Consider the following 15739-nt stretch of genomic DNA (forward strand, 5'->3'; position numbering starts at 1 on the left):
GGGCCAGGTCTCAGCCGCGCAGGCCAAGCAGCGGCAGGACCTGGCTGAGGTTGCAGTGGTCGATGATGAGGTCGGCTTCGCGCTGTACTCGCGGTTTGGCGTTGAACGCGACGGCGAGTCCGGCGGCGTTCATCATCAGCAGATCGTTGGCGCCGTCCCCGACCGCCACGGTCTGTGACAGGGCGATGTGGTCGACTGCGGCCCATTCGCAGAGAGCGACCGCTTTAGCCTCGGCGTCGATGATCGGTCCGAGCACTCGCCCAGTGAGACGGCCCGCTTCGACTTCGAGTCGGTTGGCCCGTAAATGGTCCACACCGAGGTCGGCCGCGAGCGGGTCGAGCAGCTCGTGAAAACCGCCAGACACCACGCCGACGACGCCCCCGCCGGCGTGAATGCCGGCGATAAGTTCGTGCACCCCCTCGGTCGGGCGGATACGCCGCCCCACCTCCGTGAAGACGCTCTCTGGCAGTCCCGCCAGGGTCAGTACCCGCTCGCGCAGGCTCTGTGCGAAATCGAATTCGCCACGCATGGCACGTTCGGTCAGGTCGGCGACCAGTTCACGCGAGCCGGCGGCATCCGCCAGCAGCTCGATCACTTCGTCTCGAATCAGGGTGGAGTCGGCATCAAGGACGACCAGGAAGCGCGGTGCGGTAGCGAGGTTCACGGAGTGACGAGCACGCCCTTACCGACGACGGTAATTCCGGATTCGGTCACGCTGAAGCCGCGCGCCAGGTCGCGATCCCGATCGACGCCGACCGTGGCGCCGGCCTCGACGATCACTTCCTTGTCGAGAATGGCCCGGCGCACGATGGCACCCGGCCGAATCTGCACCCGGTCGAACACGATGGAGTCGACGACCTCGCAGGCTGAACCGATCGAGGTCCACGGTCCGAGAACGCTGCGCTCGATGTGAGCGCCCGAAATGACGCAGCCCAGCGAGACGATCGAGTCGATCATGGTGCCGAGGGCGCCATGGCCGTCGCGTACGAATTTCGCCGGTGGCGAGTTCAGTTGCATGCTGAAGATCGGCCACTCCTGGTTGTACAGGTTGAACACTGGAAGCGCCGAAATGAGGTCCTGGTGTGCCTCGAAGAAAGAATCAATCGTTCCCACATCGCGCCAGTAGTAGCGGTCGCGATCGGTGGACCCTGGCAACTCGTTGCGTTGCAAATCGTACACGGCCGCGTCGCCGCGCGAGACGAAGTCGGGAATGATGTCGCCGCCCATGTCGTGGCTCGAGTCGGTGCGCTCACCATCGCGGAGCACCGCCTCGATCAGGGCGTCGGTGTTGAAGACGTAGTTGCCCATCGAGGCGAACACCTCGTGAGGCGCGTCGGCGAGACCGACGGCGTCTTTGGGCTTTTCCCGAAAATCGGAGATCCGATCCGGGGCGGCAGCATCCACTTCGATGACGCCGAACTGATCAGCCAATCCGATGGGCTGGCGAATGGCCGCGACCGTGGCCGACAGGCCCGACGCGATGTGCGCATCGATCATCTGGCTGAAGTCCATGCGATAGACGTGGTCTGCTCCGACGACGACAACAATGTCGGGTTTTTCGTCGTGAATGAGGTTCAGGCTTTGCAGGATCGCGTCGGCCGAGCCGCTGAACCAACGTTTGCCGAGGCGCTGCTGAGCGGGCACCGAGGCGATGTACGAGTTGAACAAGCCGCCGGAGACATGCCAGGTCTGGGAGACGTGGCGGTCGAGGCTGTGTGACTTGTACTGGGTCAACACCACGATCTGCGTGACGCCGGAATTGATGAGGTTGGACAGGGCGAAATCCACCAGGCGGTAATGCCCGCCAAAGGGGACGGCGGGCTTGGCCCGGTCCTCGGTCAGCGGCATGAGCCGTTTTCCCTCACCACCAGCGAGAACGATTCCAAAGATTTTCTTGGCCTTCATAGGTACAGAGTAAGGCCAACCGGGCAACTCGACTAGCACCCTGGGTGTGCGTCGGCTCGGGCTGCGCTACCTTTGCTCCATGCGAGTGGATCTGATGACCAAGGAGTACCCCCCGGAGATTTACGGGGGAGCGGGCGTGCACGTAACGGAGCTCGTGCGGGCGCTCCGCGAAGATATCGACGTGTCGGTGCGGTGCTTCGGCGCGCCCCGCTCGGATACCGATACCTTTGCCTACGAGGTGCCCGCCCAACTGGTCGAGGCCAACGCAACCCTGGGCACTCTCGGTGTCGACCTGCAGATGGCGCAGGACGCTGCTGGTGCCGATCTGGTGCACTCACACACCTGGTACGCCAACGCGGCCGGGCACCTTGCGAAGATGCTGCACGGCATTCCGCACGTCGTCACCGCCCACAGTCTCGAACCATTGCGCCCGTGGAAGGCCGAGCAGCTCGGCGGCGGCTACCGTGTATCGAGCTGGATCGAGAAGACGGCCTTTGAGGCAGCGGATGCCGTGATCGCCGTCAGCGACGGCATGCGTCGCGATATCCTGCGCAGCTACCCCGCACTCGACGAGAGCCGGGTGCACACGGTGTACAACGGCATCGATCTCGACCGCTGGAAACCTCGACTCGACGCCGACTTCGTCCGCGGACTGGGAATCGATCCTGACCGTCCGTCCGTGGTTTTCGTCGGCCGCATCACGCGGCAGAAGGGACTTCCGTACCTGTTGCGCGCCGCAACATTGCTACCGCCCGAGGTGCAACTCGTGCTGTGCGCTGGCGCCCCCGACACTCCAGGCATTCTGGCTGAAGTGACCGCCGGAGTGGAGGCGTTGCAGCTGCAACGCTCGGGAGTCGTCTGGATCAACCGGCTCCTGGCCCAGCCCGAGCTGGCAGCCGTACTTTCCCACGGCACGGTCTTCGTCTGCCCGTCCATTTACGAACCCCTCGGAATCGTCAACCTGGAGGCCATGGCGTGCGGCCTGGCCGTCGTCGGAACGGCCACCGGAGGTATCCCGGAGGTCGTCGCCGACGGCCAGACCGGGCGACTGGTTCCGATCGAGCAACTCACCGACGGCACGGGCACCCCGTTGCGTCCGGAGCAGTTCGTCGCCGACCTGGCCCGCATTCTCACCGAGGTGGTGAACGATCCGTCCCGCGCAGCCGAAATGGGGCGTGCCGGCCGCCTGCGCGCAGAGCAGGTGTTCGGCTGGAGCCAGATCGCCACCCGCACTCGAGAGATCTATGCGTCTCTGCTCTGAATGACCCGGTCAGGCTGCCGGACCCGTCGCTGCGACGGGCCCGGCGTCTTTCGCGACCGGCCCTGCCCGATAACATGGATATATGGTCAACGTTTTGCATTTCACCGACGTCTCCGTTGTCCGGGGTGGCACCACCATCCTCGACTCAGTGAATTGGAGCGTCGACGACGACCAACGGTGGGTGATTCTCGGTCCGAACGGTGCCGGCAAGACCACCCTGCTGCAGATCGCCGCCGCTTTCATGCACCCGTCGAGCGGTGAGGCCGAGGTGCTGGATGAGACGCTCGGTGGGACGGATGTCTTCGAGCTGCGGCCCCGGATCGGGTTCGCCTCGACCGCTCTGGCGCGCAAGGTCCCCGGCCAGGAAAAGGTTCTCGACGTCGTCATGACGGCGGCATATTCGGTCACCGGCCGATGGAACGAGGAATACGAGTCCATTGACGAACGCCGTGCCCAGCGTGTTCTGCAGGAATGGAACCTCGACCAGCTCGCCGACCGCAAGTTCGGCACGCTGAGCGACGGCGAGCAGAAGCGCGTGCAGATCGCCCGCTCGGTCATGACCGACCCGGAGATTCTGCTTCTCGATGAACCTGCCGCAAGCCTCGACCTCGGCGCCCGGGAGTCCCTCCTGCAGCTGCTCAGCGGGTTCGCAAAGGAACCCAACTCGCCAGCCATCATCATGGTCACCCACCACGTTGAGGAGATTCCGCTCGGTTTCACCCACGTGCTGCTGTTGTCGGGCGGCAAGGTCGTCTCCGTCGGCCCGATCGGTGAGGCCCTGACTGCCCAGTCCCTCACGGACACTTTTGGCCTGACCGTCGAACTCACCGAGACCGACGGCCGCTACTCGGCACGCTCGCTTTGAGAGGACGTTTGAACACTAGGGTTCGGGGACGAGGTCTCGAACACGAGCGCTCGCACTGCCGGGCTTTCTGCTAAAGTAAAGGCTGGTCATTTGGCCAACCAGCTTGTCGTCGTCTCAGGCGGCGGGGCCCAACAATCGAACAGCACTGTGACCAGTTACAAGTCTGTCCACCAGAAGTGCAAAAGGAAATTTTCATGAAGTCTGATATTCACCCCGAGTACGCTGCCGTCGTGTTCCGCGACCTCGCCTCCGGCGCGACCTTCCTGACTCGTTCGACGGTCTCCAGCAAGAAGACCATCGAGTGGGAAGACGGAACCACGTACCCGGTCATCGACGTGGAAATCTCCTCCGAGTCGCACCCGTTCTACACGGGCAAGCAGCGCATCATGGACTCCGCCGGTCGGGTCGAGAAGTTCAACTCGCGTTACAAGGGCTTCGGCAAGTAGCACCCGGTTTTCAGAACAGGGAAAGCGACCATCTTCGGCTGGTCGCTTTCCCTGTGTCGGCTTCACGGGGATTCACGGGGCTTCACGGGGCTGGGCAGGGCTGGGCAGGGCTGGGCAGCTTGCACCCCCGCAGCGTTATCGCGGTCAGCGCTGGGGCCAGGCGGTGTCAGCCTGAAATTCGGGATCGCGGCCGCGCCGCATATATTCCTGAAAGCTTTCGGCCTGCTGGCGATACCAGGTGACCTGCAGCGCATGCATCTCGTCGAGAGTGGTCGGCAGGGCGCCTTCGTGCGCGCGGTAAATCGCCTGCGCGACACGACCGGCCGCAATCGCGTCGGCTCCGGCATCATGGGCATCCTCGAGAGTGACCCCATAGAACGCGCTCGTGACCTCGAGGGTGCGCTTTCCCTTGCGATACTTGTCCACGGCCTTGTCGATGACGAGGGGATCGACGACCGGACTGGGGGAGACCAACGGGGCAACGCCGTAGCGCGCAGCTTCACGGTCGAGCAGGGTGAGGTCATATGGAGCGTTGTAGGCCACGATGGGCAGACCGTCGCTCAGATAACCACGCAGGGCCGCAACGATCTCGGCCACAGCCTCAGCCGCGACACGGCCGTGCTCTACGGCATGCCGTGTCGTAATGCCGTGCACGTTGGTAGCCCCGGCCGGAATGTCGACGCCCGGATCGACGAGCCAATCAATGCGCTCCACGGCCGTACCGCTCGCGTCGAGAACGGCGACGGTGGCCGACACGATGCGGCAGGTTTCCACGTCGATGCCGGTGGTTTCAAGGTCGAATACGGCGAGGTGATCGCTCCAGGTGCTCATGCTCCCACCCTAGGGCCGACCACCGACAGGCAGCTGCTGCACTCGCCCGGCAGCTGCTGGGATGGTGGCAGCATCAATCCCTGATGGGATCAGAGCGTGATGCGCCGGTTGATGACGTTTTCGGCGCTCTCGCGCATGGTGTAGTTGTTCGCCCGGGCATCCGCTCGCAGTCGCTTGAAGGCTTCGTCCATGTCCACCGTGCTGATCTGGGCAATGACCCCCTTAGCCTGTTCAATCAGAATGCGACTGTTCAGCGCCCGCTGCAGCTGTTCGTTGACGACGGCGTCTTCGCGCACGGTGCGTTCCTGCAGGATACTGATTGTGGCGACATCGGCCATGGCTTGGCCGATCGCAGCGTCTTCGGGGGTGACATCGCCGGGCTCGGTGCGAAACAGATTGAGCGCCCCGATCGTCCGATGGTGCACCCGCATCGGGATGGCGTGGACCGAACGAAAACCCTGCGACAGCGCGGCTGCCACGAAAACCGGGTAGGTGTCAGCGAAAGCGGCTATGTCGCCGAGGGTGACGACTTTGCCGGTGAGGTAGCAGTCCACGCACGGACCGGTGCCGGCCTGCTGCTGTAAAACCTCCACGAGGTAGCTTTCTTCGCTCGTCGAAGCGACGACCTGGAGTTCCCCGGTCGGGTCGGCCAGCAGGAGGCCGGCCGCAGTGGCGTCGAGCAACTCAACGCATGCCTCAACGAGAGTGTGCAGCACGTCGAGAACGTCATATTCGCCCACCAGAGTGTCCGTCAACTTCACGAAGGCGGCGCTCACCATTGAGGCGCGAGTCTGAGTGACCATGACTGAATTCTAGAACGATTTCTGTAATTTAGTCAGAGTCTGGCGTGAATAGCAGACGTCGTGCGACGACGTCCCCGGCGACGGACCGAACGGTTCGACCATGCGAATATGCGTGCGCGCGAAGCAACAGGAGGGCATCCGTCGGTGTGACGTTCATCTGCACCAGCACCATGCCAGTGGCCTGGTGAATTTCTCGCCGCGACAGCGGAGAGGCTGCCGACACCGCCGACGCCGCCGACCCGGTGACGGCTGATTCCTGCACCCGGAGCAGTCGATCGAGCAGGTTCCACGCGGTCTGGTTGGCCAGCACCAGGGCCTTCGCCCGGTCTGTGCGATCGAGCGCCCCCGGGGTCGTGCTGTAGAGCTCAACGATACCGACATTGATTGCGCCGAGCGTGAGGGGAAAAACGTAGAGCGCTGCGACGTCGGTGTCCATCAGCGCCGTGTGAAAGATCGGCCAGAGAGAATGCTCCACCTCGCGTACCCGCGGTTCGAGGACGGGAAGGCGAGTGCGGGCCGCTTCCCAACGCGGACCCTCGCCGAGATCGAACTGCAGCTCATCGAGACGGGCGGCGAGGCCATCGGTGGCACAGACGACCGTCTCGGGAACCGCCCCACCAAACACGGACACCGCGGCACCGTTCACCGGTAACTCGACGAGAAAACGGGCGCACAAGCGCGTGTCTTCGACTCCACCGTCTGTGCTGGACCATTCCGCCACGATCGGCCGGCCTCCAGACCCTGGGCGATTGCTTGCCTAGCCCCAGAATACGTGGTGAGAGCGTCGCGACAAAGAAATTGTCGGTGTCTAACGCGACAATTCTTCACGGTCCGCCGGCAACCAGCCCGTCTGTGTTCGATCCGCAGTTATCCGCAGTGCAACCAGTAGAAACTCTGCGCGCCGAGCGTGAGGGTGAGCGAGCCTTCCTCGTTGAAACTGGGAAAAACTGCACCGCCGAACAGGTCGTACAGCCGGGTTCCGGCCATGTCGACATCGTCGATCGTGAACGCGACCGGGTTGTGCGAAAAGCTGAATACGCACATCACGGTTTCTGGTTGGTCACCGAATATAGAACCGGAGCCGGCATGACTGCGGGTGAACACGAGTACCGATTCGTGGTTGGTCTTGAGTACGCGGATCGTGCCGAGCCCAAAGGTTGGATGCGCCTTGCGCACGTGGATCACATTGCGAATCCAGTGCAGGAGCGAACCGGACTGGGCCAGTTGGGATTCCACGTTGGTCTGCGTAAAATTGTAGACGAGGGACTGCACGATTGGCAGGAAGAGCTTGCCGGGGTCGGCATCGGAGAAGCCGGCATTGCGATCGGGAGTCCACTGCATCGGTGTGCGTGAACTGTCCCGGTCGGGAAGCCAGATATTGTCGCCCATGCCGATCTCATCGCCATAGTAGAGAAACGGGCTGCCGGGAAGGGCAAAGAGCAGGGCGTGGGCGAGCTCCAGCTCGGCTCGGGAATTGTCGAGCAACGGCGCCAGCCGTCTGCGAATGCCGATATTTGCGCGCATCCGTGGGTCGTAGGCGTACCAGCCATACATGGCCTGGCGGTATTCCTCGCTGACCATTTCGAGGGTGAGCTCGTCGTGGTTGCGCAGAAAGACGCCCCAACCGGCCCCTTCTGGAATGTCGGTCGTTTCAGAGAGTACCCGCACCAATTCATTGGCCTGCTGTGAGCGCAGGGAATAGAAGATGCGCGGCATGACCGGAAAATCGAACGCCATGTGGCATTCCGGTTCGTCTTCGGTGCCGAAGAAGGCGGCGACTTCGCGCGGCCATTGGTTCGCTTCGGCGATCATGACCCGTCCGGGGTAGTCCCGGTCGACCATGGCACGCAACCGTTTGACGAACTCGTGGGTCGGCGGCTCGCCCTCGCCGTTGCCCTCCTCGGACTCGAACAGGTAGGGGATCGCATCCAGCCGAAAGCCATCGACGCCGAGGTCGAGCCAGAAGCGCACGACATCGAAGATGGCCTCCTGTACGGCCGGGTTCTCGAAATTGAGGTCGGGCTGGTGCGAGAAGAACCGGTGAAAGAAGAATTGCCGACGCACCGGGTCGAAGGCCCAGTTCGATTCTTCGGTGTCGGTAAAGATGATGCGAATGTTGGGGTAGCGCTCGTCGGTGTCACTCCAGACGTAGAAATCTCCGTAAGGTCCGTCGGGGTCTTCGCGGGACTGCTGGAACCACTCATGCTGGTCCGAGGTGTGATTGAGCGGAAAGTCGATCACGATGCGCATATTGCGTTCGTGCGCCTTGGTTACGAGGTCCTTGAATTCCTCGAGGGTGCCGAATTCCGGCAGAATCGTGCGGTAGTCCGAGACGTCATAGCCGCCATCTTTCAGCGGAGTGTTGAAAAACGGCGGAATCCACAGGGCGTCGATGCCGAGCCACTGCAGGTAGTCGAGCTTGGAAACCAGGCCCGACAGGTCGCCCGACCCGTCGGCATTGCTGTCAACAAAGGACCGGATCATTACCTCGTAAAAGACGGCACGGCGATACCACCGCGGATCGAGGGCCAAACCGGGCAGCTGAATGGGTGCGGTAAAGCTCACGGCTTTCCTTCCGTCCCCGCGAAGGGCTTTTTCGATGCATATGGTGGGTAGAGTCTAGATCGACCACCCGGGTCCACGTCCAGCCTTGTGTGAGTCTCGCGCCTAAACTAGGGCCGATGATCGTTTCTTCTCCCTACGACAAGCTTATGGAGCGCCTGCCGGTGCGTGAGCTCACCGCATCCGTTCCAGGCCTCGACCGAGCGTGCAGTGACACTCGGTACTGGGAGTATGGCGTCCCCACCGCGGCCACCATTCTCGTGCTCGTTCACGGCTTTCGCGGCGACCACCACGGTCTGCAACTGATCGTGGCCGAGCTGCTCTGTGGCGACTCGAATCCGCCCGACCTATACATCGTGGCACCCGACCTTCCCGGTTTCGGCGAGTCGGCCCCGCTCCCCGACGGCGAGCATTCCCTGACCGGATACGCCTGTTGGCTCCGGGAGTTTCTCCGAGTGCTCGCCCCGGCCGGGCGCCTGGTCGTGCTGGGCCATTCTTTCGGTTCGATCGTGGTCGCTGCGGCCGTGGCCGAAGGCCTGACGGCCGACGATGTCATCCTGATCAATCCGATCGCCGCGCCGGCCCTGTCCGGGCCGCGTGGTGTGCTGACCCGACTGGCGGTGTTTTACTATTGGGTCGCTGCGACCCTGCCGGAGCGCTGGGGCTACGCACTGTTGCAGAACCGTGCCATCGTGCGCATGATGAGCGTGAGCATGGCCAAGACGCGGGAGAGTGCCCTGCGGCGCTGGATTCACAATCAGCACGACCGCTACTTCAGTGCCTTCGCCAACCGTCAGGTCGTGATGGCCGCGTTCACCGCCTCGGTCAGCCATGACGTGAGCGAGTTCGCCGCGCGCATCCGGCAGCCAACACTTCTGATCGCGGCCGACAAAGACGACATCACGCCGCTGTCCGCCCAGTATCGGTTGCAGACGCTGTTTCCGAACGCGACGTTGCGGGTCATCGAGAACGTCGGCCACCTCATCCACTACGAAAAGCCGAAACCGGCCGCCGTGTTCATTCGGGAATTTCTTGCCGAGGAGCGACCGCTATGAGAATTGTCATCGACTGCCGCTATGTGCGCCTCGATCAGCACGACGGCATCAGCCGTTACACGGCGGGGTTGGTCACCGAACTGGGCCGCCTGCATCCGCTCACCATGCTGATCAGCGACCATCGTCAGCTCGCGATGTTGCCGGCCCTGCCCTGGCAGCTCGTGCGGGCCCCGACCAGCCTGCTCGAACCGCTGGTCGCCCTGTCGGTCAACCGGCTGAAGCCCGACGTGGTGTTCAGCCCGATGCAGACGATGGGCTCCTGGGGCCGCAAATACCGGTTATACCTGACCGTGCACGACCTTATCTACTACCGCAACCGCACACCGCCACGTGATCTCTCCCTGTTTATCCGGCTGGTCTGGCGCGCCTACCACCTGTCGTGGTGGCCACAGCGGATGCTGCTGAACGGCGCCGACGGCATCGTGACGGTATCCGAGACCACACGTTCGCTGATCGCTGATCACCATCTCACCCGGCGCCCGGTCACCGTGGTGCCGAACGCCGCCGATACCGTTCCGGGCAGACCCAGCCACCGGAGCATTCCGGAAACCACACGGTTGATCTACATGGGTTCCTTCATGCCGTACAAGAACCTCGACACGCTCGTGCTGGCCCTGGCCGATCTGCCGGAATACGAGCTGCACCTGCTCAGCCGGGTGTCGGCGACCGAACGGGCCCGGTTGGCCCGTCTGGCACCGCAGGCCCGGCTCGTCTTTCACGACGGGGTGACCGATGAGGAGTACCATCGCGTGTTGCGCACGGCGACCGCGCTCGTGACCGCCTCACTCGATGAGGGCTTCGGAATTCCCCTGGTCGAGGCGATGAGCATCGGCATCCCCGTCGTGGTCAGCGATATTCCGATCTTTCGTGAAATCGGCGGAGACGCGGCGCTGTACTTCGACCCGCACAGCGCTGCTGCCATTGTTTCGACCGTTCGACGCCTTGCGTACCAGGGGGAGTGGGAAGCCCGGTCCGCCCAGTCGATCGATCAGGCCGCCCGATTCACCTGGGCGGCGTCGGCCCGCACGCTGCTCGGAGTGTTGGAGGGAACCGAGCGCACCGTGTAGCCCGGTGCGCGCCGTCGATCCCGTCCAAGCGCCCTGGATTGAAGGCCTCGACGGCCCTCCTGGAGAGCATTTCACGGCGCGTGGGAGTTGCGCCACTGCGCGGGAGGCGCAACTCGGGCGCAGCGGCGCAGGTCCCGCGCGACGCGTGGCGTGCGATCTGTGGCCGGGCCACAACTCCCGCGCAGCGGCGCAACCCCCGCGCCGCGGCGCGAGGCCTCGCGGCAGTCCGACCGAACGCTCGCTCTATCGCGATTGATTCGTGCCGGATAGAAGGATTGGTGGAGATCAGACGGCGGGCCTCACCGCACGGGCGACGCGGCGGTATCGCCGCGATCGTCCGGCGTGCGCGGCGTCGCGTCGAAGTGGGTCAGCAGCAGTTGATCATTCTCCCACCGAAAATCGTGCACGGATCCGTTGGCAATGGATTCGCCGTGTCGTGGCCGCTCGCCCGCGGTCGCGTGGCGAAGAAGCGTACCAATGATGCCGCCATGACTGAGCACCAATACGCACTGGCCGGCTCGCCCAATCGCCAGGCTCGACAGGGCGGCCAGAACCCGATCGACGACATCACGCCGGGTTTCCAACCCCGGAACAGCCATGCCGTCCGGAAATCGGTGTTGCCGCTCGGCGAAGGTGAGTCCTTCGATGGCGCCATGGTGGCGTTCGGTGAGTGCCGGAACAATCTGCGGGTCGTTCAGACCGAGTTCTGCCGCGATGATGCGGGCTGACTCCGCCGCGCGCGCCAGCGGACTGGACACAATGGCATCCCAGCGTCTGCTCTGCAGTCGCTTCGCAGCGGCGGCAGCCTCCGCTCTCCCGGTCGCGTTCAGCGGAATATCCGTACTGCCCTGAATCCGTTGGTAGAGGTTCCAGTCGGTCTGACCGTGACGCACGATGCAAAACGTCGTCGTGGCTGATTCATCCTCGACATCCCTGTGTGCGTCGGCGAACACGCGAGTTCAGCCCAGCAGCCGGTAGGCCAGTGCGGCGAAGGTTTCGGATGTGCCGGCTTCGAGTTTGTGCAGCGCCCGCCCGTCACCCTTGGTCACGCCGCGGTTGATGACGATGATCGGCAGCTTGCGGCGGCGAGCCTGTTCCACCAGACGGATGCCGGAATTCACCGCCAGCGACGATCCGGCCACGATGAGGGCCTCGGCGCTCTGAATCACAGCGGATGCTTCGAGAAAGGTCTCCGTTGGCACCAGCTCCCCGAAAAACACGACGTTGGGCTTGAGCATGCCGCCGCAGACCGTGCACTCCGGAACCACGAAGTCATCGATATTTCCCACGTCGGCGTCGCCGTCGGGAGCGATGCGAATATTCTTCGGGTCGCGGAGCACCGGGTTGTCCGTTTCGAGCCGCGTAGCGATGCTGTCCCGGCCGAAGGCCTGACCACAGGCCAGGCAGATGACCCGGTCGAGGGAACCATGCAGCTCGACCACGTGGCGGGAGCCAGCGCGGGTGTGCAGGCCGTCGACGTTCTGGGTGATGACACCGGCAATGGCGCCGGCGCTCTCCAACTGTGCGAGCGACCGGTGCCCGAGGTTGGGTTCAGCCTGGCGGAACACAGGCCAGCCCAGGTGACTGCCGGCCCAATAGCGTTTGCGTGACCGTTCGTCGGCGACAAAGGTCTGAAAGGTCATCGGGGTGCGCTTCGGCGCGCCCTCTCCGCGATAGTCGGGGATGCCAGAATCGGTGCTGAGGCCAGCGCCGGTGAGCACGGCGGCACGTTTGCCGCGCAGCAACGTGGCGACAGCATCCACTGCCCGCTCGGAATCGAGGGCGACCGCCGAGTCGAGCACGGCGGCGGCATCGGGAGCGTCAGCCGGCTCGAGCGCGTCGACCAACGACGTGTCGCTGGGCAGAGCCGCGTCGGCTGTCATCGGCGCTCCTTTCGGCAGGGCGAGCAGAAAAGGATGCCCGTCCCCTGATTCTAAACTCGTCTGTTTTCCTGTTTGACTACCCACCTGTCAGGCTTGCGCTTAATCACTCGTCCCGAAAGGCACTTTTTCGTGCAGATCACCCGCATTACCGACCTGTCCAGTGCGGGTCTCGCCGACTATTCAAGTTTGACCGATGTCGCCCTCCGACGGGTCCTGGAACCGGCAGGTGGCCTGTATATCGCCGAGTCACCCAAGGTGATCGCCCGGGCGCTGAACGCCGGGCATCGGCCCCGGTCGTTGCTCATTCAGGAACAGTGGATGGCCGACGCCGAACGGTTGCTGGCCGACTGGCCCGACGTTCCGGTCTACGTCGGTGATGCTGGCGTGCTGGAGCAGCTCACCGGCTACCACCTTCACCGCGGCGCCCTCGCCGCCATGCACCGCCCGGCGCTCGAACCGGTGGAGGCGCTGCTGACGCGTGCCCGCCGCATTGTCATCCTCGAAGATATCGTTGACCATACCAATGTCGGTGCCATCTTTCGCTCCGTCGCCGGGCTCGGCGCGGACGCCGTGCTGATCACACCGCGATGTGCCGACCCACTCTACCGGCGCAGTGTCCGCGTGAGCATGGGCACCGTGCTGCAGGTGCCGTGGACTCGGCTGCCGGAGTGGAGCGTGGCCACCCCGCTGCTGCACGCCGCCGGCTTTCACCTGGCCGCCCTGGCTCTGGCCGACTCCGCGGTCTCCCTCGACGTGTTCGCCGAGGCGGCGCCGGAACGGCTCGCCATCATCCTCGGCGCCGAAGGCGACGGTCTCAGCCAGCACGCTCTCGCCGCCGCGGACACGGTCGTGACGATTCCGATGCTGCACGGCGTCGACTCGCTCAACGTCGCCTCCGCGAGCGCGGTCGCGCTGTACGCCCTGCGCGTGCGTTCGTGAATACCCGGGGCCGACGGGCCGGTTTCACACTTCGAAGAAGTTAGGCTGAACGAATGTCCCCTTCCCGGCGCGTTCTTCTCCGACGGCGGCGACTCGCCGTCGTCAGTGTCCTTCTCGTGGTGGTGGGCGGAGTGGGTTATGTCGGCGCCACCAACCTGGCCCCTGTGCCGGCGAGCGCCGCAGCCCTCGTGCAGCCGGTCGCTCTGACCCAGCCGGTCGCCGCACCGACTTGGCCGGCCTTCGGCGAGAGCGCGTTCGGCGCGGTCGGTTTTCCCGGTGTCCTGGCCTCGAGCGGCCAGCAGGACACGGTGCCGATCGCGAGCATCACCAAAATGATCACCGCCCTCGTCATCCTCGATGCGAAGCCGATCGGCGCCGGTGAAACCGGGCCTGACATCACCTTCACCGCCGCCGACGTGGATATCTACTACGACGTGATCGCCGAAAACGGTTCGGTGGCTCCCGTCGTGTCCGGAATGGTGCTCACTCAGCGTCAGGCCTTTGAGGCAATGCTGCTGCCCTCGGCGAACAACTATGCGGCGTCCCTCGCGGTATGGGCGTACGGATCTGTGGACAACTATCTGGCGGCCGCGACAACCTGGCTAGCCGACAACGCCCTGACCCAGACCAGCGTCGCCGACACCAGCGGCCTATCAACGCTGAGCGTGAGCAGCCCAGCCGATCTCGTCGAGATCGGCAAACTCGTGGTCGGTCACCCGGCCCTGGCCGAAATCGTGGCCTTACCGTCCGCGGTCCTGCCTCTGATCGGCTCCATCACCAACACGAACAAGTTGCTCGGCCGAGATGGTGTTGACGGCATCAAGACGGGCACAACGGATGTCGCCGGTGCCTGTCTGTTGTTTTCGACCGATTTCACGGTCGGCACCAGCACGGTCACCCTCGTTGGCGTTGTACTCGGCGGCGCTACGCACTCCGAACTCAATTCTGCGATCTCCGCGCTGATCAAGAGCGTGCAGCCCGGCTTCCACGACGTCGTCCTGGCCGAGGAAGGTGCTGTGTTCGGCAGTTACACGACCCAGTGGGGTGACGTGAGCGACATTGTCGCCGAACGGGCGGCATCCGTTCTGGTCTGGTCGGACTCACCGATCACCGGCGCCGCGATGGCGGCCGAGGTACAGCTCGGCCGCGCCGGCGACGAGGTGGGCACGGTGTCCTTCACGATCGGCGCAGCAACTCCCACAACCGTGACGGTGCCGCTCGAACTGAAGCACAGCCTCACCGATCCGGGCCCGGCCTGGCGCATGGGGCACCCCGGCGAACTCGCCGCAGGCTGACCGCGCTCTCAACCGGCGCACCCGCTCAGACCGGCGGCAGGGCGAAAGGGCCGGCGTCGGGGCGTTTGGGCAGTACGTGGTCGCCGGACGACTGGTGACGCACCCGCCGCAGCACCCAGGGTACGAGGTATTCCCGCGCCCAAGCGAAGTCTTCGGTGCGAGCCTGACGCCAGCTGGTGCCGGGCATCGGCTCGGGTGCGCTCGGTTCGAGAGAATTCTTCACATTGAGGGTCGCCAGCACCATGCGCGCTACCGTATGGTGGCCGAGCGCGTTCAGGTGCAGTCGGTCCGGGGCCCACATGCGCGGGTCCTGGATCTCGGTCAGCTGCCACATATCGGCCACGATGCAGTCGTAGTTCGTGGCGATGGCCCGCAAGTTCTCGTTGTAGATCGCGACCTTGCCGCGAATGCTGCGAAAAACGGGGGAGAAGCCCACGTCGGCACCGGTGAACAAGACGATCGTGGCACCGTCCTGGCTCAACCGGGAAATTGCTTCCTCACAGCGGCTCGCAATGAAATCCGGGTCGGTACCGGGGCGAATCACGTCATTGCCGCCGGCCGAGATGGTGATGAGATCCGGGCGCAAGGCCAAGGCCGGCGCAATCTGTTCCTCGGCAATCTGCCGAATGAGTTTGCCTCGCACGGCAAGGTTGGCATAGGCAAAATCCTCGGTGCCGTCACTCAAGATTTCGGCGACTCGATCAGCCCAGCCCCGGTGTCCGCCGGGGCTCTGCTCCTCAGGATCGCCGATGCCCTCGGTAAACGAATCACCGAGCGCGACATAGCGCGACCATGGATGCTGTTGCTTTGTCATCAAACCATTCTGT

16 protein-coding genes are annotated in these 15739 nt (G+C 64.1%); 7 read left to right on the top strand and 9 right to left on the bottom strand.

Annotation, left to right across the window (positions count from 1 at the left end; translation table 11 throughout):
* Positions 1–10: 10 nt before the first annotated feature.
* Together serB and IWX77_RS09675 are read right to left on the bottom strand one after the other, a co-directional pair.
* The gene (serB, locus tag IWX77_RS09670) at positions 11–664 is read right to left on the bottom strand and encodes a phosphoserine phosphatase SerB (RefSeq protein ID WP_196844307.1); all 654 of its coding nucleotides are present in this window, start codon (positions 662–664) and stop codon (positions 11–13) included.
* Complete coding sequence (locus tag IWX77_RS09675) at positions 661–1905, bottom strand: glucose-1-phosphate adenylyltransferase (RefSeq protein ID WP_196844308.1); 1245 nt, start codon at positions 1903–1905, stop codon at positions 661–663. Before IWX77_RS09675 ends, serB begins: the two co-directional genes overlap by 4 nt.
* Before the next feature lie 79 nt (positions 1906–1984).
* On the opposite strand from IWX77_RS09675, the gene glgA reads away from it, so the two are divergent.
* The 3 genes from glgA to IWX77_RS09690 all read left to right on the top strand — a co-directional run bounded on the left by glgA (position 1985) and on the right by IWX77_RS09690 (position 4477).
* On the top strand, positions 1985–3166 hold the full coding sequence (gene glgA / locus IWX77_RS09680; RefSeq protein ID WP_196844309.1) for a glycogen synthase: 1182 nt from the start codon (positions 1985–1987) through the stop codon (positions 3164–3166).
* An 82-nt stretch (positions 3167–3248) separates the two neighbouring features.
* On the top strand, positions 3249–4031 hold the full coding sequence (locus tag IWX77_RS09685; protein ID WP_196844310.1) for an ABC transporter ATP-binding protein: 783 nt from the start codon (positions 3249–3251) through the stop codon (positions 4029–4031).
* A gap of 194 nt (positions 4032–4225) precedes the next feature.
* On the top strand, positions 4226–4477 hold the full coding sequence (locus IWX77_RS09690) for a type B 50S ribosomal protein L31 (protein WP_092107894.1): 252 nt from the start codon (positions 4226–4228) through the stop codon (positions 4475–4477).
* A 144-nt stretch (positions 4478–4621) separates the two neighbouring features.
* Here IWX77_RS09690 and IWX77_RS09695 read toward each other — a convergent pair whose 3' ends face one another.
* From IWX77_RS09695 to treS, 4 genes are all read right to left on the bottom strand, one after another.
* A complete protein-coding gene (locus IWX77_RS09695) occupies positions 4622–5308 on the bottom strand; it encodes an exonuclease domain-containing protein (RefSeq protein WP_196844311.1) in 687 nt (228 codons plus the stop codon).
* An 89-nt stretch (positions 5309–5397) separates the two neighbouring features.
* Positions 5398–6111: a GAF and ANTAR domain-containing protein gene (locus tag IWX77_RS09700; protein WP_196844312.1), complete on the bottom strand. Its 714-nt coding sequence runs from the start codon at positions 6109–6111 to the stop codon at positions 5398–5400.
* Between the two features lie 28 nt (positions 6112–6139).
* Positions 6140–6832 carry a GAF and ANTAR domain-containing protein gene (locus IWX77_RS09705; RefSeq protein ID WP_196844313.1) on the bottom strand — a complete coding sequence of 231 codons (693 nt, stop codon included), beginning with the start codon at positions 6830–6832 and terminating at the stop codon, positions 6140–6142.
* Between the two features lie 146 nt (positions 6833–6978).
* Positions 6979–8676 carry a maltose alpha-D-glucosyltransferase gene (gene treS, locus IWX77_RS09710; RefSeq protein WP_196844314.1) on the bottom strand — a complete coding sequence of 566 codons (1698 nt, stop codon included), beginning with the start codon at positions 8674–8676 and terminating at the stop codon, positions 6979–6981.
* Positions 8677–8792: 116 nt separating this feature from the next.
* Between treS and IWX77_RS09715 the strand changes: the two genes are divergently transcribed.
* Both IWX77_RS09715 and IWX77_RS09720 read left to right on the top strand, forming a co-directional pair.
* Positions 8793–9728: an alpha/beta fold hydrolase gene (locus tag IWX77_RS09715; RefSeq protein ID WP_196844315.1), complete on the top strand. Its 936-nt coding sequence runs from the start codon at positions 8793–8795 to the stop codon at positions 9726–9728.
* Positions 9725–10795, top strand: coding sequence for a glycosyltransferase family 4 protein (locus IWX77_RS09720; protein ID WP_196844316.1), 1071 nt, complete (start codon positions 9725–9727; stop codon positions 10793–10795). Before IWX77_RS09715 ends, IWX77_RS09720 begins: the two co-directional genes overlap by 4 nt.
* 299 nt (positions 10796–11094) lie before the next feature.
* Here the strand turns inward: IWX77_RS09720 and IWX77_RS09725 are convergent, their stop codons facing one another.
* Positions 11095–11688 carry a histidine phosphatase family protein gene (locus IWX77_RS09725; protein WP_297413167.1) on the bottom strand — a complete coding sequence of 198 codons (594 nt, stop codon included), beginning with the start codon at positions 11686–11688 and terminating at the stop codon, positions 11095–11097.
* Positions 11689–11754: 66 nt separating this feature from the next.
* Complete coding sequence (locus IWX77_RS09730; protein ID WP_196844317.1) at positions 11755–12678, bottom strand: Sir2 family NAD-dependent protein deacetylase; 924 nt, start codon at positions 12676–12678, stop codon at positions 11755–11757.
* A gap of 129 nt (positions 12679–12807) precedes the next feature.
* Here IWX77_RS09730 and IWX77_RS09735 point away from each other — a divergent pair, with 129 nt between their 5' ends.
* Both IWX77_RS09735 and IWX77_RS09740 read left to right on the top strand, forming a co-directional pair.
* A complete protein-coding gene (locus IWX77_RS09735; protein ID WP_196844318.1) occupies positions 12808–13617 on the top strand; it encodes a TrmH family RNA methyltransferase in 810 nt (269 codons plus the stop codon).
* A gap of 53 nt (positions 13618–13670) precedes the next feature.
* Positions 13671–14912 carry a D-alanyl-D-alanine carboxypeptidase family protein gene (locus IWX77_RS09740; RefSeq protein WP_196844319.1) on the top strand — a complete coding sequence of 414 codons (1242 nt, stop codon included), beginning with the start codon at positions 13671–13673 and terminating at the stop codon, positions 14910–14912.
* Between the two features lie 25 nt (positions 14913–14937).
* On the opposite strand, the gene IWX77_RS09745 is transcribed toward IWX77_RS09740, so the two are convergent.
* Positions 14938–15726 (bottom strand): SGNH/GDSL hydrolase family protein, encoded by a 789-nt coding sequence (locus tag IWX77_RS09745; protein ID WP_196844320.1) that lies wholly within the window; start codon positions 15724–15726, stop codon positions 14938–14940.
* Positions 15727–15739 lie beyond the last annotated feature (13 nt).

It is taken from the genome of Cryobacterium sp. CAN_C2 (assembly GCF_015751745.1).
Lineage (GTDB): Bacteria > Actinomycetota > Actinomycetes > Actinomycetales > Microbacteriaceae > Cryobacterium.

Bases quoted from the DNA above. Each gene is read 5' to 3' on its own strand.
- IWX77_RS09675 (WP_196844308.1), bottom strand. From the start codon at position 1,905: ATGAAGGCCAAGAAAATCTTTGGAATCGTTCTCGCTGGTGGTGAGGGA.
- glgA (WP_196844309.1), top strand. From the start codon at position 1,985: ATGCGAGTGGATCTGATGACCAAGGAGTACCCCCCGGAGATTTACGGG.
- IWX77_RS09685 (WP_196844310.1), top strand. From the start codon at position 3,249: ATGGTCAACGTTTTGCATTTCACCGACGTCTCCGTTGTCCGGGGTGGC.
- IWX77_RS09690 (WP_092107894.1), top strand. From the start codon at position 4,226: ATGAAGTCTGATATTCACCCCGAGTACGCTGCCGTCGTGTTCCGCGAC.
- IWX77_RS09695 (WP_196844311.1), bottom strand. From the start codon at position 5,308: ATGAGCACCTGGAGCGATCACCTCGCCGTATTCGACCTTGAAACCACC.
- IWX77_RS09700 (WP_196844312.1), bottom strand. From the start codon at position 6,111: ATGGTCACTCAGACTCGCGCCTCAATGGTGAGCGCCGCCTTCGTGAAG.
- IWX77_RS09715 (WP_196844315.1), top strand. From the start codon at position 8,793: ATGATCGTTTCTTCTCCCTACGACAAGCTTATGGAGCGCCTGCCGGTG.
- IWX77_RS09720 (WP_196844316.1), top strand. From the start codon at position 9,725: ATGAGAATTGTCATCGACTGCCGCTATGTGCGCCTCGATCAGCACGAC.
- IWX77_RS09730 (WP_196844317.1), bottom strand. From the start codon at position 12,678: ATGACAGCCGACGCGGCTCTGCCCAGCGACACGTCGTTGGTCGACGCG.
- IWX77_RS09740 (WP_196844319.1), top strand. From the start codon at position 13,671: ATGTCCCCTTCCCGGCGCGTTCTTCTCCGACGGCGGCGACTCGCCGTC.
- IWX77_RS09745 (WP_196844320.1), bottom strand. From the start codon at position 15,726: ATGACAAAGCAACAGCATCCATGGTCGCGCTATGTCGCGCTCGGTGAT.